The organism is Streptomyces sp. RFCAC02 (genome assembly GCF_004193175.1).
In the GTDB taxonomy this organism is placed as follows: domain Bacteria; phylum Actinomycetota; class Actinomycetes; order Streptomycetales; family Streptomycetaceae; genus Streptomyces.
The window spans coordinates 5,067,708-5,091,110 of sequence record NZ_SAUH01000001.1; the positions used below are offsets into that span (position 1 = coordinate 5,067,708).

16 protein-coding genes are annotated in these 23,403 nt (G+C 74.0%); 12 read left to right on the forward strand and 4 right to left on the reverse strand.

The annotated features are described in order from the left end of the window. Positions 1–43: 43 nt before the first annotated feature. From EMA09_RS23455 to EMA09_RS23470, 4 genes are all read right to left on the reverse strand, one after another. Entirely contained in the window at positions 44–1,957 is a 1,914-nt protein-coding gene (locus tag EMA09_RS23455) for an endo-1,4-beta-xylanase (protein ID WP_129842958.1), read from the reverse strand. 173 nt (positions 1,958–2,130) lie between these two features. Continuing rightward, a complete protein-coding gene (locus tag EMA09_RS23460) occupies positions 2,131–2,970 on the reverse strand; it encodes a family 16 glycosylhydrolase (RefSeq protein WP_129842959.1) in 840 nt (279 codons plus the stop codon). Between the two features lie 122 nt (positions 2,971–3,092). Then, entirely contained in the window at positions 3,093–4,037 is a 945-nt protein-coding gene (locus EMA09_RS23465) for an NAD(P)-dependent oxidoreductase (RefSeq protein WP_129842960.1), read from the reverse strand. 82 nt (positions 4,038–4,119) lie between these two features. After that, a complete protein-coding gene (locus tag EMA09_RS23470) occupies positions 4,120–5,061 on the reverse strand; it encodes a dienelactone hydrolase family protein (RefSeq protein ID WP_129842961.1) in 942 nt (313 codons plus the stop codon). A gap of 198 nt (positions 5,062–5,259) precedes the next feature. Between EMA09_RS23470 and EMA09_RS23475 the strand changes: the two genes are divergently transcribed. The 12 genes from EMA09_RS23475 to eccB all read left to right on the forward strand — a co-directional run bounded on the left by EMA09_RS23475 (position 5,260) and on the right by eccB (position 23,108). After that, complete coding sequence (locus EMA09_RS23475; RefSeq protein WP_129842962.1) at positions 5,260–5,850, forward strand: TetR/AcrR family transcriptional regulator; 591 nt, start codon at positions 5,260–5,262, stop codon at positions 5,848–5,850. A gap of 465 nt (positions 5,851–6,315) precedes the next feature. Further along, entirely contained in the window at positions 6,316–8,859 is a 2,544-nt protein-coding gene (locus tag EMA09_RS23480) for a winged helix-turn-helix domain-containing protein (RefSeq protein WP_168220791.1), read from the forward strand. A 193-nt stretch (positions 8,860–9,052) separates the two neighbouring features. Next, the gene (locus EMA09_RS23485; RefSeq protein WP_168220792.1) at positions 9,053–9,394 is read left to right on the forward strand and encodes a DUF1024 family protein; all 342 of its coding nucleotides are present in this window, start codon (positions 9,053–9,055) and stop codon (positions 9,392–9,394) included. A 54-nt stretch (positions 9,395–9,448) separates the two neighbouring features. Beyond that, positions 9,449–9,754: a hypothetical protein gene (locus tag EMA09_RS23490; RefSeq protein WP_129842965.1), complete on the forward strand. Its 306-nt coding sequence runs from the start codon at positions 9,449–9,451 to the stop codon at positions 9,752–9,754. Between the two features lie 23 nt (positions 9,755–9,777). After that, positions 9,778–10,194 carry a hypothetical protein gene (locus EMA09_RS23495; protein WP_129842966.1) on the forward strand — a complete coding sequence of 139 codons (417 nt, stop codon included), beginning with the start codon at positions 9,778–9,780 and terminating at the stop codon, positions 10,192–10,194. 1 nt (position 10,195) lies between these two features. Continuing rightward, on the forward strand, positions 10,196–11,779 hold the full coding sequence (locus tag EMA09_RS23500; RefSeq protein ID WP_129842967.1) for a hypothetical protein: 1,584 nt from the start codon (positions 10,196–10,198) through the stop codon (positions 11,777–11,779). A gap of 20 nt (positions 11,780–11,799) precedes the next feature. Then, positions 11,800–12,132, forward strand: a complete 333-nt coding sequence (locus EMA09_RS23505; RefSeq protein ID WP_129842968.1) for a hypothetical protein — start codon at positions 11,800–11,802, stop codon at positions 12,130–12,132. Positions 12,133–12,304: 172 nt separating this feature from the next. Continuing rightward, positions 12,305–14,737, forward strand: a complete 2,433-nt coding sequence (locus tag EMA09_RS23510) for a hypothetical protein (RefSeq protein ID WP_129842969.1) — start codon at positions 12,305–12,307, stop codon at positions 14,735–14,737. A gap of 25 nt (positions 14,738–14,762) precedes the next feature. Further along, positions 14,763–18,812: a type VII secretion protein EccCa gene (gene eccCa, locus EMA09_RS23515; protein WP_129842970.1), complete on the forward strand. Its 4,050-nt coding sequence runs from the start codon at positions 14,763–14,765 to the stop codon at positions 18,810–18,812. Beyond that, complete coding sequence (eccD, locus tag EMA09_RS23520) at positions 18,809–20,263, forward strand: type VII secretion integral membrane protein EccD (protein ID WP_129842971.1); 1,455 nt, start codon at positions 18,809–18,811, stop codon at positions 20,261–20,263. Before eccCa ends, eccD begins: the two co-directional genes overlap by 4 nt. Before the next feature lie 19 nt (positions 20,264–20,282). Further along, the gene (locus EMA09_RS23525) at positions 20,283–21,683 is read left to right on the forward strand and encodes a S8 family serine peptidase (protein WP_129842972.1); all 1,401 of its coding nucleotides are present in this window, start codon (positions 20,283–20,285) and stop codon (positions 21,681–21,683) included. Continuing rightward, positions 21,684–23,108, forward strand: coding sequence for a type VII secretion protein EccB (gene eccB, locus EMA09_RS23530; RefSeq protein WP_129842973.1), 1,425 nt, complete (start codon positions 21,684–21,686; stop codon positions 23,106–23,108). The last annotated feature ends 295 nt before the right edge of the window (positions 23,109–23,403 follow it).

Genomic DNA, 23,403 nt, shown 5'->3' on the forward strand with positions numbered 1-23,403 from the left:
GGCGGCGCGGCCGAGCGGCGCCGGACGGGCGGGTGCGGTGCCGTCAGGCGGTCGTGCAGGCAGAGCCGTTGAGCGTGAAGTACGTCGGGTGGTTCACGCCGTCGTCCGTGCGGGAGGTGATCAGGCCGAACGTCACCGAGCCGCCCGGCGGGATCGTCCCGTTCCATGCGGCGGCGGTGACCGTCACCGAGCCGCCGGAAGCGCTGAGCGACCCGTTCCACACCTGCGTGACCTCCTCGCCCGGGCCGGGGCGCCAGGTCAGGGACCAGTCGCCCACGGGGGCATCGGTCGGGTTGCCGATCGTGACATGGGCCAGGTAACTGCCCGGCCACTCGCCGACCGTCTCGTGCGTGACGGTGCACCGGGCCGCGGGGGCGCCCGTCCCCGTCCCGTCCCACGCGGGGTCCACCACCGCCCAATAGGCGGACTTGGCCTGGAGATCGTCGTCGAACAGGAGAGGAGCGTCGTCGCGTGTCCCGTCGAGCCATGTGCCGTCGTCACCGAGACCCCACAGCGTGACCGACGAGATCGCGTCCCCGTACCGCGTGAACAGGTCGAACATCGCCCGGTACTGGCGGGCCTGGGCGAGGAGACGGTCGGCGGGCGGCGTCGGGAAGGACTCACCGGCCGACGTGTAGACCGACACGTCCATCTCGGTGATCTGCTGGTCGACGCCGAGCGCGGCGAACGTCGTGAGCATCTCCTCGGTCTCCGCGACGGAGGGCCACTCGACGTTGATGTGCATCTGGTGCCCGACCCCGTCGATCGGGACGCCCTCCGCGCGCAGCCGGCTCACCAGGGCGGCGAGGGCGTCGCGCTTCGCCGGCACGTTGGTGTTGTAGTCGTTGATGAACAACTCGGCGTCCGGCGCCACCTCGTGGGCCACGCGGAACGCGGTGCGGATGTAGTCGAGGCCGGTGATCTCGTACCAGCGGCTGCGGCGCATGCCGTCCGCCTGGTTCTCGTCGATCACCTCGTTGACGACGTCCCACACGCCGATGGCGTCGCCGTACCGGCCGGCGACGGCGCGGATGTGCGCCTCCAGGCGTGACAGGAGGAGTTCCTTGTTCTCCTCGGTCGGGGTCATCGGCGCGCCCTCCGCGTCGAGGAACACCCAGGCGGGTGTCTGCTGGTGCCACACGAGGGTGTGGCCGCGCAGCGCCATGCCGTGCGCGGCGGCGTACTCCACGACGGGGTCCGCGTCGGTGAAGCGGAACGCGCCCTCGGTCGGCTCGGTCGCGTCCCACTTGAGGGCGTTGCCCGGGGTGAGGGAGGTGAAGTGCTTGTCGAGGAGCCGGGCGCGCTCCCCGTAGAGGTCGGAGGGGCCGACCGCGACGCCCGTCGCGAAGTCGGGGAAGACCTCGTGCAGGGACGGGATGTCCGTCTGGATCGGGGTCTCGGGGACGGTCGTGACGGACACGTCGTCGATGAGCAGGCCGTCCGTGACGGTCGCCGTCTCGACGTACAGGCCGAGGTGGTCGGCGGGGACGGCGGGCAGGTGGGAGCCGGTGAGTTCGACCCAGCCGTCGGCGGTCGCGGTGGCGCTGCCCAGCGTGCTGTACGAGGTGACGCCGTCCACGCGGCGCTCCAGGCTGAGCCGTACGGTGTCGCCGGCCGACCCCTCCGCGAGGCGCGCCCACAGCGAGACCGTGTACTCGGTGCCTGTCTCGAACAGGTCCGTCACATCGAGGACGGGACCCTGCCAGGTCGCGGTGCGGCCGGTCGCGGCGAGCGCGCCCGTGCCGCCGTGGGCCTCGCCGGTGACGGCGGCGACGGTCTCGCCGCCGCGCGCGCCCCAGCCCTGGGCCGTGCCGTCCTCGAAGGTGTGGGCGGCCACCGTGACCGGGTCGGCGGCGGCAGCGGGGGCGGCCGGCAGCAGCGTGGCCGTGGCGGCGGCGGCCGCGGCGAGCACGGCGCGGAGGGCTCGGGACAGCGGACGGGACGGGGACGCGCGCATGGCGGGATACCTCTTCCTTCCGGCGGGGGTCACCGGCGAACCGAGCCTTTGGGAGCGCTCCCACGCCGGGGCGGGGCCGATGCTAACGCCCGGCGCGACCCCCGTGAAGATCCCCGGCGGAAACCGGCGGCCGGGCGGGGGCGCGTTCCGCCGCGCCCCCGCCCGGCGGGCCGTCAGCTCGCGCGCGAGCGGCCGACGTAGATGTTGCGGGCGCGGTAGTACGTGTCCCCGGAAGGCCCCGAGCCGCCGGACGAGCCTTCCATCTGGAGGTTGCAGATGATCCACAGCGCCCGGCCGACGAAGCCGGTCGCGCGGTGCACGGCGCGCCAGGTCCCGTCCAGGTAGTAGTGGATGTCGAGGTCGGTGCTGTTCACCTTGGTGATCCAGGCGCGGTAGGTGTGCCAGGAGCCGGGCGAGGAGACGGGCACGATCGTGCTGGACACGTCCGACGCGGTGCGGAAGGTGTTGAACCAGTTCCGGTTGTCGCCCTTGAACTCCAGGATGTCGCTCTCCGGCGGCCAGCCGCTGACCGCCGTCAGCCAGAACGCGGGCCATGTGCCGGGCGCGCTCGGCGCCTGGAACTCGCCCTTCACCTCGTAGTTGGGGAACCGGTCGTCCACCAGCACCTGGTGCTTCGCGTGCACGGCCCCCGAGTGGTACCGGATGGGGAGGTGCGGGTCCGACGTGCTGGTGCCCTCGTCCCACGAGATGCGGGCGGCCCGCAGGGTGAGGACGCCGGAGGCGAGGGAGATGTGGTTGTGGTCGGTGGGGCTGCCGTACATGCGGGCGCTGCCGTTGTGGTCCGAGCCCCAGGGATAGAGGTAGTTCCAGGCGGCCTCGAACGAGGCGTAGTCGGCGAACGAGCCGGAGTCGATGACGGTTTCCCAGGTGTCGGCCCGTGCGCGGCCGGCCCCGGCGAGGGAGACGGCGGTGCCCGCGGCGACGGCGGCTGCGCCGGCCAGCAGGGTCCTGCGTCCGGTGGCGGCGCGCGGCTCGCCCGTGCGTTCGGTCATCTGCGACCTCCTGGCGGGGTGGTGGGGGGAGTGGCTTCCGGCAGGCCCGCCCCATGCTCGAACCGCGACGCGCACATGTCAACAACGGGGGCCGCGGCGGCCGGAGCCGCCGCGGGTACGGCTCAGTTCTCGTGGCCCGCGCGCAGCCACGCGATGTAGTCGGCGGCGGCGCGCCCGCTGTCGTACGCGGGCCGGTAGCCGGTGTCCGCCGTCAGCCGCGAGATGTCCAGCACGAGGTGCGGTGTCCCGCCCCCGGTGGGCAGGTCGATCCGGGCGTCGGGGACCGTCCTCCTGATCGCCGCGATCAGCTCGGCGTTGGTGGTGGCCCGGCCGGAGCCGACGTTGTACGTGCGGTGGCCCAGCCTGTCCGCGAGTTGGAGGAGGGCGATGGCCCGCCCGGTGTCCTTGACGTAGCTGAGGTCGATGCCGTCCTCGGCGTGGGCCGGGCCGACGAGGTGGGAGAGGTCGGGGGTGGTGGCGCGGGCGGCGGCGTGCACGAGCGCGGGGGCCGCGAAGAACGGGTCGGCGTGGCCGAGGGGACCCCAGGTGCCGGAGATGCGGTAGTCGACGATGTCGAGGCCGGCGGCGTCGGCGAGGAAGCCGTTCAGCATCTCGCCGATCTTCTTGAAGGTGGGGATGGAGGCCGGGGCGGTCATCGGCAGCGGGGCGTCCTCGCGGAGCGGGGCACCGGCTCCGGCGCCGAGGTAGACGCCGATGGTGCTGGCGACGCCCAGGCGCCGTACGCCCCAGTCCTGCGCCGCCTGCGCGATGTTGAGCAGTCCGCCGAGCGAGCGCCGGGCCGCGTCCACCGCCTCGGCGGGCGCGGGCCGCCAGGGGTAGGAGCCGGCGAGGTGGACGATGCCGGTGATGGTGTGGCGCCGGCCGATGGCGAGGAGCGCGTCGCGGTCGGTGATGTCCGCCTGCTCCACGGTGACGCGTGCGGGGTCGAGGAAGGCGGGGAGTCCGCGGGGGCGGCGCTGGACGGCGACGCAGTCCTCGCCGAGGTCGAGGAGGGCCCGCATGGTGTGCGAGCCGATGAAGCCGAGACCTCCGGTGACCAGGATCATTGCTGTGCCCTTCGTGTCGTGCGCGTGCCCGGGCCGGGGTTCCGGCCCGGGCGGTGGTGCTGAGCCGGTGGCGTCGGCTCGCCTACTTGCTCCGCAGGGTCCCCAGCGGGTCGGCGTCGGCCTCCAGCGCGGTGGCCGCCGCCCGCCATCCGCTCTCGTCGCCGAGGAGGGTGCTGCGCAGGAAGGCCGTGGTGAGGCGCTGGATCAGGGCGACGCGCGCGGGGTTCTCGTCGGTGGTCTCGGCGACCTCGTACCCGGGGATGCCGCCCAGCGAGTGTTCGGCGCCGAACAGGGTGAGCAGGCTCTTGGGGCCGGGGCTGTGGGCGTAGGGGTCGGTGAACCAGTCCGGGCCGCGCGTGGACAGGTGGGACCGGTCCTTGTCGCCGGCGATGACGAGCGCGGGGGCGGTCATGGTGGCGAACGACGGCCTCATGAAGGGGAAGTGCTCGGCGGCGAACGGCGTCAGGTCGTCGCCGAGGCCGGTCAGGGCCAGCAGGACCCCGGCCGTGACCCTCGGATCGGACAGGTCCTCGCCGGGTGTGCCGTCGGCGTCGAGGACGCGTGCGCCGAGCAGGGTGCTCGCGGTCTGGGCGCCCCAGGAGTGGCCGGCCACGGCGACGCGGTCGCCGTCGACGCGCCCGGCGAGCCCCGGCACGGCGGCCTGGAGGGTGTCGAGCCCGTCGAGCACACGCGTGAGGTCCTCGACGCGGTGGCGCCAGATCCGCGGTGTGCGGGGGTCGTCGGCGGGGATGCCGAGCGTGCGGGAGTCGAGGTGGGTGGGCCGCACGACCACGAAGCCCTGCGCGGCCCAGTGGTCCGCCAGCGGGGCGTACCCGTCCATGGACCAGCCGTAGCCGTGGGAGAGGACGATCACGGGCAGGCCGGCGCCGGCCGCCGGGGCGGAGACGCTGACCCGGAGATCCGCGCCCCGGCCGGGGGCGGGCAGGACGACCGGCCGCGCGGTGACCACCGTCACCGGCGTGTCCGCGGTTCCGCGGTCGTCGGCGTTGCTCGATGCGGACATGGGGGTGCCTTCCGTTCGGTGTCCCGGCACTCGGGAGGGGTGGGGCCGGGGTGCGTGTCTCCCCGGGAGGGCGGAATGAGGGCGGCGGGCAGCCGCCGGCCGTCCCGTCTGTCATGATGACGAAACGGATCTGCGTTCCATTTGAAGATACGGAATGCTGTTCCGTTTTGCAAGGTCGGTCGACGGAAGGAGTCCGCGGTGCACGAGGGCGGACGGACGGCGGGCAGCTCGGCCCGCTCCCCGCGCAAGGACGCGCGGCGCAATCAGCAGGCCCTGCTCGACGCGGCCGCGGCCGTCTTCGTCGCGTCCGGGGTGCAGGCGCCGGTCCGCGACATCGCGGCCGAGGCCGGCGTCGGGGTGGCCACGATCTACCGCCACTTCCCCACCCGCGCGGACCTCGTCATCGCCGTCTACCGCCACCAGGTCGACGCCTGCGCCGAAGCCGGTCCGGCTCTGCTCGCGGCCGGTCCGACACCCCATGCCGCGCTCGCGCGCTGGGTCGACCTCTTCGTCGACTTCCTGGTCACCAAGCACGGACTCGCCGCCGCGATGCAGAACGGGAGCGCCGGCTTCGAGACGCTGCACACCTACTTCCTGGACCGTCTCCTGCCCGTGTGCACTGAACTCCTCGACGCCGCGGCCGCCGAGGGCGAGATCGGCCCGGGCATCGACGCCTACCAGCTCATGCGCGGCATCGGGAACCTCTGCATCGGCGCGGACGACGACCCCCGCTACGACGCACGCCGGCTCGTCGCCCTCCTCGTCGCCGGCCTCCGCGACCAGCGCTGAGTTCCGGCCGAAGCCGCGGCGTACGGGCGGGACTCCTGCGCGGACGCGTACGGGTCGTGGCCGTGGTCCGGGCGCCGCATGCCGTGCTCAACGGCCCCGGTCGTCCACCGCCACCGGTGATGACACGGGTTCGTGATGAGCAGCGGTCCGGGCTCGTGCACTCGCACTGCCGGGGTGAGGACGCCGTCCGGGCCGTCGAAGCGGTGCGGGACGCCTGGCGGCCTCCCGGCGGACGCCGGTTCGACGAGCAGGCGCGGGGACCGGCCACCGCCGCGCGGGCGTGGGGAGACGGCAACGGACGCCCGCTGCCCGGGAGTCGGTGTCTCGCAGTACAGTGATGCACACGATGTGCGGACGCGGTGGCGGACGGTCTCGTTCCGGTGTCCGCCCGGTGCCGGTCGTCCCGCTCACCGCCGCCCCACGGCACGTCGCCCGGTCCCGTCCCGCGCCCACGAGGGGTCTGTCTTGGACGTACGGCTGCTCGGCCCGCTGGAGGTCTTCGCCGACGACGGCTCCCGGCTCGCCCTGACCGCGCCCGCGCAGCGTGCCGTCCTCGCGGCGCTCGCACTGCGCCCCGGGCTCCCGGTCCCGGCGGGCGACCTCGCCGCCCGCCTCTGGGGCGACGCCCCGCCCCGCACCGCGCCCGCCGCCCTGCGCGGGCACGTCGCCCGGCTCCGCCGCGTCCTGCCGCCGGGCCGACTGCGCACCGTCCCCGGCGGCTACCTGCTGCGCGCCGAGCCCGCCGAGACGGACGCGGGCCGCTTCCGCACCGCCCTGGAGCGCGCCCGCGCCCTCGTCACCCGGGAGCCGGCCGAGGCCGCTGACCTCGTGGACGAGGCCCTCGCCCTGTGGCGCGGCACCCCCGCGGCCGGCGACGCCGAGCGCGCCGCCTTCGACGAGCTGCACCGCGAGGCGTTCGTCCTGCGCGACACCGCGCGCCGCGCCCTCGCGGACCGTGCCTCGGCGGGAGCGGGACTCCCGCCGGACATCACGTCGTTCGTCGCGCGCGGCCCCGAACTCGCCCGCGTCCGCCGCGTCCTGTGCGACGCGCCGGCCGCGCCCGCGCTGTGCCTGATCGACGGTCCCGGCGGTGTCGGCAAGTCGACGTTCGCCGTCCGGGCGGCCCGCGAGGTCGCCGGCCGCTTCCCCGACGGGCTGCTGTACGTGGACCTGCGCGGCGCCGATCCGCGCAACCCCCCGCTGGAGACGGCCGAGGCGCGCCGTCTGCTCCTGGCCTCCGCCGGTGTGCCGGGCAAGGACATACCCCAGGACCCGGCCGCCGCCGAGGCGTTCCACCGGGAGCGCTTCGCCGGGCGCCGGGTCCTGTTCCTCCTCGACAACGCCCTGGACGTCGCCCAGGTCGCGCCGCTGCTGCCGCTGGACGCGGGCAGCGCCGCCCTCGTCACGAGCCGGACGGCGCTCACCGGGCTCGGCCGGGGCCACCACGTCCACCTCGACACGCTCGCCGGCGACGACGCCGTGACGTTCCTCCGCGCCGTCGCCGGCATACCGGTGCAGGCCGGCACCGCAGAGGAGTGGGCCGAACTCGCCTCGCTCTGCGGCCGGCTGCCGCTCGCGCTGCGGATCGTCGCCGCCCGCATGGCCACCCGGCCCGGCTGGCGCGTGCGCGACTGGGTCGCCCTGCTGCGGGACGAGCGCCGCCGCACCGACGAGCTGACCACCGACGACCTGGACCTGCGCGCCGGTCTCATGGTGAGCATCGAGCAGCTCGCGCACGGCCGCGAGCCGGCCGACCGCGGTGCCGCGGCGATCTTCCCGCTGCTGGGCGCCGCCGCCGTCAGGTCGTACTGCGACGGCTCGGTCGCCGCGCTCACCGGCCGCACGGCCCGCGAGGCCCGTGCCGCGCTGGAGCGGCTCACCGACGCCCGGATCGCCAACAGCCCCGCGCCCGGCGTGTACGGGCTGCATGACCTGGTGCGTTCGGCCGCCGTGTGGCAGGCGGCCCGTCTCCCCGCCGAGCGGGTCGCCGCCGGCCTGGCCAACCTCGCGCGCTGGTACCTCGGTTCCCTGTACCGCGTGAACACGCCGCTCGCCCTGCCCGACCGCTACCGCACCCGGTACCGGGCCGGCGCCGGGCGGTTCCCGAGCGGCAAGCTCTTCACCGACGTGGACGAGGCCCTGCCGTGGGTCGACGCCGTCCTGGAGGACGTGCTGTCGCTGGCCGCGCAGCTCGCCGAGCCCGAGTACGACGAGGGTGACGCGCTGGGCGGCCGGCCGCTGTCGGACTTCGCGCTGGAGGCGGTGTCGGCGCTGGAGAGCTACTTCGGCACCCGCTTGAGCTGGCGGGCGCAGCGGCGGCTGTGCGAACTCGTCCTCGCCGTCGCCGCCCGGCGCGGCGACACCCTGGCCGAGGCGGTGGCGCTCGGCCAGCTCGGGAAGGCGGCGGGGCAGCGCGGCGAGGGGCTGCGGGGCGTGGAGCTGCTGCGGCGCAGCATCGACCTGTTCCGTGCCTGCGGGGAGCACGTCGAGGCGCTGGCCGTGATGTCGAACCTCGTGCCGTGCCTGGGGTCGGCGGGCCGTCTGGAGGAGGCCGTCGAGGTGGGGGAGCGGGCGCTCGCCGAGGCGGACGCGGCGGGGCTGCGGGATCTGCGCGCCTCCATCGTGAACAACGTGGGGCGCTGCCACCTCTTCCTCGGCCATCACGCCGTGGCGCACCGGCTGCTGAGCACGAACTACGCGTCCCTGACGCGGCCGTACGAGCTGACCCTCGCGGCGGGCGTCCTGGCGGAGTACCACCTGGAGACGGGGGAGTTCGAGGAGGCGGCGCGGTGGGCCGACCGGTCGCTGAGCCACGCGTCGGAGCAGCCGTTCGACCCGTTCGTGGTCGCGATGCAGCGCACCTGGCTGGCGGCGGCGCTGCGGGGGCTCGGGCGTGACGGGGCGGCCCGTGCGCAGGAGATGCAGGCGCGCGCCATCCTGGAGAACCTCAACACGCGGGAGAACAGCCACCTTCGCGTTCGCATCGAGGAGAAGTACACGCCGGTGTGATCGGCGACCTCACGGGTACCGTTGACCCGCGTTGTACCGGTTCCGTGGTTGCGTTCGGCTGTTAATTACCGAACTGATACACAAAAGCCACTCCCCGGGGCGTCCTCGGTGGTGGATTATGGCTCGCAACATACGGCGGCGTATGTCTTCAGTGCGTACGGGGTCGCTGTGCGCCGCCGGGAGACGAGGGAAAATGTTCGACGAAGTCAAGCTCACGCCGGACGAGGCCATGAAGGTCATGCAGGCCATCGCGGCCGGTCAGCAGGAGATGGCGAGCGTCGCCCAGGTCATCGAGAGCCAGAGTGTCGAGACGGCCTCGGTGTACAGGGGCCAGGGCACCGTGACCGCCGTCCAGAACTACGAGGACCTCAGCAAGGGCGGCCAGGCGCTCGGCACCGTGCTCGAGCACCTGGCGAACGACGTGCGCACCGCCACCCAGACCGGTGAGCAAGGTTCCGTGGACGCCGCCAACGCCGTCCGCGCCACCGAGGTCCGCAACATCAACCCGGACACCAGCATCATCGCGAGTGTCTGACCCCCACCCCCTCGGCACTTCAGCTTTCCCCCCTCCACCAGGCAAGGAGTCACCATGGCCACGGATGGCGTGATCCTCTTCAACAACGAGGGCTTCGACGGCCTTCACCGCACCTCCGCCAACAACCAGACCACCTACGCGGACGTCTGGCAGCACGTCAAGTCCCAGATCCAGTTCCTCATGGAGAGCGGCGCCGTCGACAAGGCGTTCGGCACCACGCTGCAGGCCAGGGACGCCGAGTTCCAGCGCCTCGCGGGCGGCTTCGACGAGGACCACACCGGTCACGCGAACGGCATGCGCAATGCCCAGCAGATCGGCAACGAGACCGGCGGCAGCATGGTCCGCATCCTTCGCGGCTGAATCCGCCCGGGGAGGCGCCGATCATGACCATCTTGAACATCGGCGGTCTCAACGACGCCGGTGACGGTGTGGACAAGCGGGAAAAGCTTGCCGCGATGAAGGAGAAGTTCTTCGAGATCGCCTCCACGCGCGAGATGTTCGGGGACGTCCCGAACGCGGATCTCGCGTCGGCGGCTCTGGAACGGGCGGCCGCCGCCATGCTGCGCGAGCTGGAGGCCACCGGGCAGACGCTCGGTGAGATCAGGCTCGACGTGGTGAACGCGGCGGGCATCGGGGAGAACGGCGACGAGGAAGCGCACGCCGTCCTCAACCGGACGCAGGTGCGGGACGTCAAGCAGCTCGACAACCTGCTCACCGAGGCCGAGTACGACGCAGCAGGGGACACACCGCCCGGACCGCAGTACGCGCCGGGCGGCCAGTGGTACGGAGCGGGAGGCTGACATGGCGAGTCCCGACGCGGCGTTCGACAGCGCCGTGAACAAGATTCTCAGCGCCCGCTACTACCACATGCAGGCAGCGGCCGGCGCGTGGACCGCGCTGGCCCAGGCCGCGGGTGTGGAGAGCAGCGCGCTGACCAGCCAGGCCGGCAGCACCGCCCTGGAGCCCGGTGTCGGGCTGATCGCGCTCGCCGACCGCATCGAGGCGACGGGCGGCTGGGCGGAGAGCGCCGGGCAGACCGCCCAGGTGATCGCCGAGCAGCTGCGCAGCGCCTCGGACAGCGCGGCGGCGGCGGCCGAGCGGGCTCTCGAACTCGACGACCAGTACTGGGAGGTCGAGCAGTGGGAGACCGACCGGATCAACACCCTCGACGTCGGCATGGGCGTCGTGCAGACCAACCTGGTCGCCAATGAGCGGAAGAACGCGCTCAAGACCGAGGCGCTCAACGTCCTGAACAACCTCGGTGACGACTTCTCGCGCGTCATCGGCGCCGAGCCGCCACCCGCCCCCGGGGGCGGATCGGGCGGCACCGGGTCGGTCGGTGACGGGATCACTCCGGTCGCGAGCGGCGACACCCTGTCCGCGGTGGGTTCCGGCGTCTCCTCGACGGCCGACTATCAGACACCCAACGGTGCCTACGTCGGCTCGGGCACCTACCCGGGCTCGCGTGTCGTCGGCCCCGAGGGCGGCGACTTCGCGGGCTGGGTCCAGAGCCCGAGCACGGGGAATCTGGTGGACCCGGCGACGGGACGTGAGTACGACCCGTCCACCGGCCAGTGGATCGACCCCAACACCGGCCTCGGCTTCGGCCAGGCCGGCGACCAGTCCGGCCGGTGGGAGGGCCTGGGCACAGGCCCCGGCACCGTGCCGGGGGCGGTCCCGGGCGGCTACCCGGGCGTGGCGAGTCCCGGCCTCACCACACCGGGACTCACGCCCGGCGCGCTGCCGGGGTACTCGGGTTCGGGCATCGCCGACCTCGGCCCCTGGTACAACGGGCAGGTCCCGCCGAGCATCGCCCAGTCGGGCCCCGCGCGGTCTCAGATGACGCAGCAGGCGCTCAACAACATGGGCCGGCGCGCGCGTGTCGCGAACTCGTTCGCGTGGCGCGAGGCGGCCCAGGGCGGACGGCCGTACACGCCGCCGCCCGGAGCGGCGGCGGCGGGGCGCCAGGGCTACGGCCCCGGCCGTTCCGGCCAGGCCGCGGGCCGTGGCGGGACGGGCGGCGTGCGTGCCGGCGGTGTGGGAGCGGGACGTGTCGGAGCCGGCGGTGTCCGGGCCGGCATGGCACCGCCCGGAGCGGCCGCGCACGGCGCGAACGCGCGGGACGGCGGCAGGCGTACGGGTGTCGCGGGCCGTGGCACGGCCCTGCGGGAACCCGCGCGCACCTGGCGCAGCGGTGTGAAGGACGTATCGGCCGGCAGCCGGCTGGCCGGACGCTCCACCACGGCGCCACCGGTCGGCGCGGGAGCCAGGAACCAGCGGGACAAGGACGAGAAGGCCCGGCAGTTCGGGCCGACGGAGCTGACCGAGGACCCCTCGGTGTGGACCAGCTCCCGGCCCGCCACGCACGGCGTGCTGGGCGAGTAGAACGGGAGGAGCGGCAGACCATGGCATCAGACGGTCTGTGGTATGTGCCGTCGGGCTACCGGAGTGCCGGGAGGCTCGACGACGAGACGTCGGAGGGAGCGGACGGGGTGGCCCGTACGCTCGGTTCCGTCCACATGAGTCCGAGTTCGTGGGGCGGTGCCGACGCGTTCGTGAGTTCGGTGCTGTCGAAGCGCGACGACCATGTGACGGGTGCCCGGCGGGCGCGTGACGACCGTTCGCACTGGGCCGACACGGACGTACGGGCGGCCGGGCACGGTGAGGAGGGCGACATCGCGGCGGGGGCCGCTGTGCGCGCCGTCCAGATCGACACGAACATCACCGACGCCATCTGACCTGCGGGTCGCGTTCCGGCGGAGCGGTGCCTCCGTCGGGACGCGGCCCGCGCAGCCTTTCTGTTCCCTTCAATTCAGGTTCATTTGCAGTCCGGTACATCCACATCTGCTTCCCGCAAGGTCACGACGGTAAGTGACCCAGGCCCGCGGGCCGAACGACGGGGGAGCAGGCGTGCCGGACTTCTCATTCAGCAGCGACGAGGTCGAGGAAGTGGCGAAGAACAAGCCGTGGACTCGGCAGCGGGAGTTCTCGGACGAGATCGACCCCGAGCACATGGCCGACACCGCGACCGTCTACGCCCGCGCCGCGGGTGAGGCCGACGGCGCCGGCGACCTCGCCCGGCACGCGACCGAGGTGGCGTTCGAGGGCGGCGCGCTGAACGGCGAGTCGCTCGTGGACGACGAGGGCCGCATCGACGCGACCACGCGCGGCCTGTCCGGCAACGGCCGCGACATGGACACGGTGGTCGGCTACCTCGTGGGCGCCATGAACCGCGCGCTGGCGGCCGAGGAGGAGGTCAGCGGCCTCATCCTGGGCGACGGCGGCCTGGAGGAGGCGCGCTCCCGCCACATCACCGCCGCGATCAGCGAGTGGGACGGCTGGCAGTCGGCGCTGGAGGCGGCCGTCAGCACACCGGTGGAGTCCACGATCATGCCGCGCATCGACAGCGTGGACGTCAGCTACCGGGGCCGCACCCTGACGCTCACCCCCACCCACCCCAACGCCGGCCAGAACGTGTACAGCCTGCCCGGCCACCTCGCCGACGAGATCAGGCAGCGCCACCTGCGGGACTGCGCGGACGACGCCGAACGCACGTACGCCGACATCGACGACGCGATCGAGGCGTACCGCACCCGTCTCGCCGAGTACGGCGGGGAGCTCGGCGAGCTGGGCTACGACCTCTCCGAGGGCCCGCTCGGCCTCTTCACGAGCGAGGACCAGGCCGTCTGGACGGCCGACATGCTCGCCGCCGAACTCGACAAGGAGAACCCGGACCCGGAGGCCCTGCGCCGGTACACCGAGACGCTGGAGTCCATCGCGCTCGGCATCTGGGACAACCCGGCCAACGCCGACGGCGACCCGGGGCGCCCCCTCACCGAGGCCGAGCGCGCCTACCTCAGCGCGTTCTACGGGCGGCTCGACGCCGACGATCTGGTCGCCCTCGGCCGCCTCGCCGACGACGGGGGAGCGGGCCGGACGGCCGCCGAGCGCGCCGCGAACGGCCTCACCATGCTGCTCGACTGGCGTGTCGGCGGCTACAACCCGGAGACCGACCCGGACAGGATCCCCGACGCGGTGCGGCCGTTCATCTACGACTACCGCGACAGCGACCTGTTCGACCCGGGCTTCCCGGTCTCCTTCTACGACGACCTCGACGAGTTCAACGCCTTCGGCGCGCTCATGGGCTCGGCGACCGTCGCGCCCGGCGACGAGTTCGGCCGCGACATGGCCGAGGCCGCCCTGGAGGTCCAGGACCGCACCAACGTGCAGTACACGCTCGGCGCGACCACCGGCGAGGACAACACCTTCAGCAGCGACCTGCTGCACGGCGTCTCCCTCAACACCGAGGTGTCCGCCGCGCTCCTGAACGACGAGGACTACCGCGAGCGGCTCCTCGGCATGACCTGGCAGGACAGCGCGGGCGTGGGCGACCTCATCACCAGCGGCACCACCGTCCCCGCCGGGGTGGAGATGAACGACGAGGCGGCCCGCGCCTATGTCGAGGCCGCGTTCAACGTCGTCCGCGACGCCGGCGACCACGCGGACGCCATCCTCGGCAAGGACTTCCCCGGCCACGCGGCCCACAAGGACCTGCAGGGCGCGATCGCCGACACGACCCTCGCCTACCTGAACATGATCACCAAGCCGGACGCGGAGACCAGCGAGTTCTTCGCGGGCGCCGGCATCGGCGACTTCACCGACCCCGACCTGCTCGGGAACGACTACCGCTACTCGTTCGACCTCGACCAGGACGACCGCTCCAGCCTGTTCCAACTGCTCGGCCAGATGGACAAGGACGTCCAGGACACCTTCTCCACGGGCGTCGCCGCGTGGCAGGAGACCACCGCCTACAACGCGTTCGTGCGCGAGCAGCAGACCGGTGACGGGCAGGACGACGCGTTCGCCGCCATCGGCCGCGCCGAGGGCCTGATGAAGCGCGCCGAACTCGACCTGAACATCGAGCCGGCGGCCAGCGCCCGTACCCAGTCCAACCTGGTCGGCGGGCTCGCCGCCGCCGGCTCCATCGTGAAGGACACCCTCTCCCTCACCCCGGCCGGCAAGGCCGCCATCATCGCCACCACCTACGGCATCGCGTCGGTCGTCCGCCTGGAACTGCCGCCCACCACGCCGCCGGACACCTCAGGGGAGGAGGCCCAGGCCTACCGCAACGGCGATACCATCCCCCGGCGCCTCATCGCGGAGGCCGCCCTGCAGGCCGACTACCGTGGCCTGGGAGACTCCGAACTGCCCGACCCCACCGACAAGAACCTCAACGAGTCGGACATGCTCCGCCAGGTCGAACGGCTGGAGCACGAGTACGACGCCTACCGGGACGCCATGCGTGAGGCGTACCGCGGCGAGGTGTACAGCCGCACTCCCTAGCAGAACACCAGGAAGCCAGGACCGTATGACCGCACCCACCCCGACCACCGTCTTCCGGCGCCCGGCCCGGGCGCCGCGCCCGACGGTGCCGGAGAGCGACCTCGTCCTCAAGGCGCCTCCGGAACTGCCCCAGCCGGAGGACGCCAACATATGGATGACGGCGCTCCCGGCACTCAGCGGTCTCGGCTCGGTCCTCTACATGCTGACGATGGGCCGCGGCGCGATCGGCTACATCGTCGGCAGCATGTTCCTCGTGTCCTGCCTGGCCATGGTCATCGGCTCGATCATGCGGCAGCGCGGGTCGGGCAAGGCCCAGGCACGGCACGACCGCCGTGAGTACCTGCGCTACCTGGAACGGACCAGGGCCGAGGTCCGCCGCACCGCGTCCGCCCAGCGCACCGCGCTCCAGTGGAGCTCGCCGCCCCCCGGCACCCTGTGGGCCGTGGCGGCGAGCCGCCGCCTGTGGGAACGCCGCGCCATCGACAACGACTTCGGCGTCGTGCGGATCGGCACAGGACCCCGCTACCTCGCCACGCCCCTGGTGCCCGGCGAGTCGGCGCCCGTCGAGGACCTCGACCCGCTGTGCGCCGTCGCGCTGAAGCGCTTCATCGACGCCCACTCCGTCGTCCCCGACCTGCCCGTGCAGGTGGCCCTGCGCCGTTTCGCCTCGGTGTCCGTCAGGTCGGACGACGACCCGGAGGCGGCGCGCGCGCTGTTCCGCGCCGTGATCGCGCAGGCCGTCACGTTCCACTCGCCGCGCGACCTGCGGGTGATCGTGTGCACGAAGGACATCGAGGGCGAGCGCTGGAACTGGCTCAAGTGGCTCCCGCACACCCACCACCCCGATGAGCTGGACCACGTCGGGCCCGTCCGCATGATGCACCCGAGCCTCGCCGTCCTGGAGGACTGGCTCGGCGCCGAACTGACCCGCCGCACCCGCTTCAACCGCGCGGCGGAGCCCGAGCCGGACATGCCGCACCTCCTCGTCGTCATCGACGGCGGGCTCATCACCGGCAGCGAGGCGCTCCTCGACCCGGGCGGCCTCCAGGGCGTCACCGTCCTCGACGTGGACGGCCGCTCCGCCGCGCTCACCGAGGCCCACGGCGCGCTGCTCGAAATTGACGCCGACGGCACCCTGTCCGTCCGCGCCGGCGAGACCACCGACATCCTCGGCACCGCCGACGCCCTGTCCGCCGCCGAGGCCGACGCGCTGGCGGGCCAGCTCGCCCGGTTCCGCGCGGACACGGCCACCAGCGGCGAGGGCGAGGACCTCACCACAGCCGTCAACACCCTCCCGGCCCTCCTCGGCATCCCCGACCCGGGCCACCTCGACCTGGAGACCCTGTGGCGGCCCCGTCCGATGCGCGACCGCCTCCAGGTACCCATCGGCGTCTCCGCCGAGGGCGGGCTCCTCGAACTCGACATCAAGGAGTCCGCGCAGAACGGCATGGGGCCGCACGGCCTCCTCGTCGGCGCCACCGGCTCCGGCAAGTCGGAGCTGCTGCGCACCCTCGTCCTCGGCATGGCCGTGACGCACTCCAGCGACCAGCTCAACTTCGTGCTGGTCGACTTCAAGGGCGGCGCGACGTTCGCCGGCATGGCCGAACTCCCGCACGTCGCCGCCGTCATCACCAACCTGGAGGACGACCTCACGCTGGTCGACCGCATGAAGGAGGCCCTGTCCGGCGAGATGAACCGCCGGCAGGAGGTCCTGCGCGACGCCGGCAACCTCGTCTCCGTCCGCGACTACGAGCGCGCCCGCCAGCGCGGCGCCGCGCTCCCGCCGCTGCCCAGCCTCTTCATCGTCGTCGACGAGTTCTCCGAGCTGCTGGCGCAGAAGCCGGACTTCGCCGACCTGTTCGTGCAGATAGGCCGCCTGGGCCGGTCCCTCGGCCTGCACCTGCTGCTCGCCTCGCAGCGCCTGGACGAGGGCAAGATGCGCGGCCTTGAGGCGCACCTGTCGTACCGCGTGGGCCTGCGCACGTTCTCCGAGTCGGAGAGCCGCACCGCCATCGGCGTGCCCGACGCCAACCACCTCCCGAGCGCCCCGGGCCACGGCTACCTGCGCACCGACACGACGACGCTGCGGCGCTTCCGCGCCGCGTACGTGTCCGGTCCGTACCGCCAGGGCGAGGACAGCGGCAGCGCCGCGCTCGGCGGCGGCGTGACGATCCGCCCGTTCCCCGCGCGCTACGTGCCCGTCCCGGCCGGGCTCGTCCCGGACGAGCCGGAGCCCGAGCCGTCCGAGCCGGACGACTTCGCCGACAACGAGGAGCTGGGCACCACCATCATCGGCGTCATGGTCGAGCAGATGACCGGCCAGGGCGCCCAGGCGCACCAGGTGTGGCTGCCGCCCCTCGACGTCCCCGAGCCGCTCGACGCGCTCCTCACCGACCTGCGGGAACGCCCGGGGCGCGGCTTCGGCTCCTCGCCCGCGACGCCGCCGCTGCAGCCCGTCATCGGCATCGTGGACCGGCCGTTCCATCAGCGCCGCGACCCGTTCACGCTCGACCTCACGGGCGCCGGCGGCCACATCGCCATCGTCGGCGGTCCGCACAGCGGCAAGTCGACGGCCGTCCGCAGCCTCATCGCGTCGCTCGCGCTGCGCCACACGCCCGAGGAGGTGCAGTTCTACTGCCTGGACTTCTCCGGCACCCTGTTCCCGTTCGCCCGCCTGCCGCACGTCGGCGGTGTCGCGAGTCGGCTGGACGCCGAGGTCGTCAACCGCACCGTCGCCGAGGTGCTGGCCATCATGGAGAGCCGGGAGACGCGGTTCCGCGACCTCGGCGTCGACTCCATGGCGGACTACCGCGAGGCGCGCGCGTCCGGCCGGGTCACCGACGACCCGCACGGCGACATCTTCCTCGTCGTGGACGGCTGGGCCGTCCTCCGGCAGAGCTACCCGGACCTCGAACAGCTCCTCATGGGCACCGCGGGCCGCATGCTCACCTACGGCATCCACCTCGTCGTCACCGGCAACCGCTGGCTCGACATGCGCATGGGCATGCGCGACCTCATCGGCACCAAGGTCGAGCTGAAGCTCGGCGACGCCCTCGACTCCGAGGTCGACCGCAAGATCCAGCGCACCATCCCCGCCGGGCGCCCGGGGCGCGGCATCACCGGCGAGAAGCTGCACTTCCTCACCGCCATGCCGCGCGTCGACGGCGTACGGTCCGGCAGCGGCGTCTCCGAGGGCGTCACCGACCTCATCGACCGCGTCGAACGCGCCTGGACCGGCGCCCGCGCCCCCCGCGTGCGTCTCCTGCCCACCACCCTCGCGCTCACCGAACTGCCCGCCGCGCCCACGCCGGGCGGCATCACGATCGGCCTGGAGGGCAACCGCCTGGAACCCGTCGTGTTCACGCCGGGCGAGGAGGCGGGCCTCATCGTCATCGGCGACACCGAGAGCGGCAAGACGGGCCTGCTGCGGTCCATCGCCCACCAGGTCGTCGCCGCCTATCCGCCCGACCGCGGCAAGCTGATCATCCTCGACCACGGCATGACGATGCTGCGGGAGTTCGACGGCCCGAGCCTGCTCGGCTACTCCACGACGCACGAGCGGTCCATGGAGATCCTCGCCGGTCTCGCCGAGGGCCTGAAGAAGCGCATCCCCGGCAGCGACGTGACGCCCGAGCAGCTCCGCGACCGCTCCTGGTGGACCGGCCCCGAGATCTTCGTCATCGTCGACGACTACGATCTCGTCACCACCTCCGCGGGGAACCCGCTGCGGTACCTCCTCGACAACCTCCCGCAGGCCCGCGGCATGGGCTTCCACATCTACCTCGCACGCCAGGCCGGCGGCGCGTCGCGCGCCATCGCCGACCCGATCATCAGCCGCATGAAGGAGCTCAACACCCCGAGCATCCTGCTCAGCATCCCGAAGGACGAGATGCCCATCTGGGGCGTCAAGCCGGCCCAGCGCAAGAAGGGCCGCGGCCTGCTGATGCACCGCCGCCTCGGCAACGTGCCGATCCAGCTCGTGCGCACCGACTCGCCCCTCGCCGCCGGTGACACGCCCGACGGGCCGCACGCCCCCTCGACCACCACCCCGTCCACCCCCAGGAACCGTTCATGAGCGCCAGCACCATCCAGCCGCCGGCGACCCCCGGCGGACCGGGTCCCCAGCCGGGCACAGGCACGGCGTCGGGCACCGACTTCGTCCGCGTCGGCCTCGCGGGCCCCGCCGGCCGCGCCGACCTCGCCGTGCCCGCGACCGTCCCCATCGCCCGGCTCATGCCCGCGCTGCTCGGCCACGCCGGCGAGGACCCGGGTCCCGACGGCGGCGTGCGGCACGGCGGCTGGATCCTGCGCCGCACGGACGGCACCCGCCTCGACCCGGCGGCCTCCCTCGCCGTCCAGGGCGTCACCGAGGGCGACCTGCTCTTCCTCGGGCACGGCACGGACGACACGACGCCGCCGCTGTACGACGACGTGGTCGAGGTCATCGGCGAGCACGGCGTACGGCATGCCTGGGCCGCGGGACCCACCCGCGGCACCGCAGGCGCCCTCGCCGTCATCGCCACCCTCGGCACCTGCGCCGCCCTCGCCGCGGCGCCCGGCCGGCTGCCCGGCTGGCTCGGCCTCGCCACCGCGGCCCTCGCGCTCGCCGTGGGCGTCCTGATGTCCCGTGCGTTCGCCGACGTACGGGCCGGCACCTGGGCCGGGATCCTCGCCGCGCCGGCCGCCATGCTCGGCGCCGTCCGGCTGCTGGGCACCGAGGGCGGCACCGCCGAGGGCTTCACGGCGGGCCACCTGCTGCTGGCCTGCGCGGTCCTCGCGGTCGTGGGGGCCGCGGGACCCGTGCTGATCGGCGGCGGCGACGGGGCGTTCGCCTCCCTCGTCGTCGCGGGTCCCCTGGCGGCGCTCGGCGCACTGCAGTGCGCGGTGTGGGACGTGTCCCCCGTACGGGCCGCGGCCGTCGCTGCCCCCCTCGCCCTCGCGCTGACGACGCTGTGGCCGACGGTGGCGCTGCGCGTCGCCCGTGTCCCGGCGCCGCAGGTGGCCGCCACCACGGAGGAGCTCGAAGCGCTCCGCAGCCAGTTGGAGCACGACCGGCTGCGGTCCCGCGTCGTGCGGGCGCGGCGCCTCCTGACCGGCATGCTGACCGGCAGCCACGTCGTCGCGGGCGGCGGCACGCTCGTCCTGTTCGGCGCGGGCGGCCTGTGGGCGCGGCTGCTCGGCGGCGTCCTCGTCCTGCTGATGCTGCTGCGGTCGCGGCTGTTCAAGGAACGCGCGCAGAGCGCCGTGCCGATCGTGACGGCGCTGGCGACGGCCGTCGGGGTCGCCGCGTTCGTCGTCACCGAGCGGCTGGGGGAGAAGCTGTCGCTGCTCGGCGTCGTCTTCCCCGCGATGCTCGTCGTGGCGCTGATCGCGGGCTGCGTCGGCCTGTTCGCCGGCCGGTACCGCCTCAACCCGCGCGTCTCCCGGGCGCTCGACATGGTGGAGACGCTGTTCCTGCTGGCCGTCGTGCCGCTCGCCCTCGCCGTCTGGGAGGTCTACACCGCCCTGCTCGATCTGAAGGCGTGACGGGATGAGGGGAGCGGGAGTGACAGGAACACAGGACGGGGGCCGCCGCCGGCCCCGCGGCCCCGCGCGCGCCGCGGCCCTGGCGTGCGCGGTCGCGGCCGTGTGGGGCGCGCAGCTCGCCGTGCCGGGCGCGGCGTCGCAGGCCGCCGCCGCGTCCGAGCCGTGCCGGCAGGAGATCCACGGCGAGGACTTCCCCGCCGACCAGGGGCCGTACCCGCTGATCTCGCAGCTCGGGCTCCAGCAGGCGTGGGACCTGTCGACGGGCGACGGCGTCACCGTCGGCGTGGTCGACTCGGGCGTGGACGCGCGCCACCCGGACCTGGCCGGCGCCGTACGGGACGGCTCGGAGTTCACGCAGACCAACGACGAGAGCGAGTACGACCGTTCGACGCCGCCGCCCGAGCAGGACTGCGAGGGGCACGGCACGGCGATCGCCGGCCTGGTCGCCGCAGCCAGGGACCGCGAGGACCGGATGGCCGGCGTCGCCTACGACGCGACCGTCTACCCGGTGCGCATCGCCGACGGCATCGACAGCGCCTCGTTCAACCTGATCGCCGCGGCGATCGACGACGCGGTCGGCGCCGGCGTCGGCGTCCTCAACCTCTCCTTCGCCCTCCCGACCGACAACGAGCCGATCCGCGAGGCCGTCGCGCGGGCCGTGGCCGCCGACGTGGTGGTCGTCGCGGCGGCCGGCAACGAGGGCGGCCGGTCCGGCGAGATCACGATGTACCCCGCCGCGTACGAGGGGGTCGTCGCGGTCGGCGCCGTGGACGCCGAGGGCCAGCCCATGGACGCCTCCAACCAGGGCGACTGGGTGGACATCGCCGCCTACGGCGAGAACATCACCCTCGTCTCCGCCGGCGGCTCCGGCTACCGCGTGGACTCCGGCACCAGCTACGCCGCCGCGCAGGTCTCCGGCGTCGCCGCGCTGGTCCGCTCCCGCTTCCCCGACCTGTCGGCCGCCGAGGTCGCCGAGCGCCTCATGGACTCCGCGAACCGCGTCGGCGGCGAACGCAACGACTGGGCGGGCGCCGGCATCGTCTCCCCGTACGGCGCGCTCACCGACCTGCCGGGCGCGGCGGACGAGGGCACGGCGGGCCGGCCGGGACAGGTCCCGATCGCCGATGTGCCGACCGAGGAGCCCCTGCTGTCCGACACGGCGGAGAAGGCGCTCGCGTGGAGCGGCTGCCTCCTGCTCGCCGTCGTCCTCGGCCTGCTGGGCGCCCCGGCCATCGGCCGCGCGGCGCGCCGCGGCTGGCGCGCGGGACCCGACCCGGCCCGCAACCCGGAGGACCGCCCCAGGCCGCCGGCCGCCGGGCCGCCGTCCGCGCCCCGGCCGCGCCTCGACTGGCTCGACGGCAGCGACGTGCGCTCCCCCTCCGAATCCTCCCGCCCGAACCCCCGGAACCGGACTCACTAGATGGCCAGTACACGCGAGCAGGCGGAGGCGTACGCCTACGAGAACCGCCGCAGGACCACCAGCCTCATCCGGGGCGCCGACGAGGCGCGCACCGATCCGCGCCGCCGGCTGAACCGGGGCGTCGGCGGCGGCATCGCCATCGGCATCCTCATCATGGCCGGCTTCGGCATCGCCGGCTGGCTCGGCGGCGGACAGGGCCCCGACCTGCCCGACAGCGGCGCCGTCCTCGCCGACGGGCGGCCGTACGTCGTCGTCGACGGGGTCGTCCACCCCGCGCTCAACCTCACCTCCGCGCTCCTCGCCGGGGGCGGCCAGCAGACCGAGGTGCGCGAGAGCGTCATCGACGACGCGCCGCGCGGCCTGCCGGTCGGCATCCCGGGCGCGCCGGACGCCGTACCGGACGCCGACGACCTCACGACCGACCCGTGGACCCTGTGCGCCGTCCCGTCCGAGACCGGCGGCGAGCCGACACGGACGGCGCTGTACGTCTCGGTCCCCGGCATCGCGCCCGCCGAGGACGCGCCCTCGGCGACGGTCCTCGGGCAGACGGAGGACGGCCGGCTGTGGCTGCTCACCGAGGGCCGCAGGTACGCCCTGGAGCCGGGCATCCGGGACCTGCTCGGCCTCGGGCGCGTCGTGCCCGAGCAGTTGCCGGTCTGGTTCGTCGAGACCCTGCCCGAGGGGAACGAGATCACCGTCCCCGCCACGGGCGGCGGCACCGGCGACGCCCCCGCGGCGCACCTGCCGTTCGACGCGGTCGTGGACGACGTGGCGCACACCGAGCTCGACGGCGCCAACCCGCAGTACTACCTGGTGCGGCCCGACGGGCTCGTCAACGTGTCCGAGCTGGAGTACACCCTGCTGGCCGCGAACGCGCCGCAGACGCACACCATCAGCACCGCCGAGGCGGCCCGCGCGCCGCGCTCCGAGGAGCGGGCGTTCGGCGAGGACCAGTGGCCAGACGCCGTGCCGCGCGCCGACGACCCGGGTCGCGACCAGCCCGTGTGCGTCAGCACCGCGCCCGGCAGCCGGGCCGGCGACACGCCGTGGCAGGCCGCGCTGCACCTCCCGGACGCGCTGCCCGAGCCGGAGGGCCTCGAACCGGTCACCGCCACGGGCGGCGCCGACATCGGGGAGCTGACGCAGATCTGGATGCCCACCGGGACGGGGGTGCTCGTACGGGCGACCACGTCGTCGGGCGAGGGCGGCACGTACACGCTGGTGACGGACAGCGGGACGGCGTTCCCGCTGGCGTCGCCGGACGCCGTGGAGCGGCTGGGGTACGACCCGCAGGACGCCCTGCCGCTGCCGCGCGGCTACGTGGGGCTGCTGCCGACGGGCGTGACGCTGGACCCGGAGGCGGCGGGCATCGAGCACACGGGCGCCGTCGCGGAGGACGCGACGGCCGAGGGAGGCGACGCGTGAGCCGCGACGGCGCGACCGCCGCGGTGGGCGGTCGTCCCGGTGCCGGGCCGGTGTCGGTGCGTCCCCGCCGGTACCGGACGTCCGCCGGGGCAGTGGGCACGCTTCCGGGGCGCGCGGCTGCCGGTGACGGGGGCGTGGGGCACGACGGCGTGCCGGCGCGCGACCGGACATGCCGGTGCCGCCCGTCGGCTCGGGCCGCACGTCCGGTGCCCGTGCGGGTGGTTGTCAGTGCTGTCGGCGACCATGTGCGTGATGGCGCGGCCCCGCACGGTGCCCCCGCGCCGCGCCGGGCCGT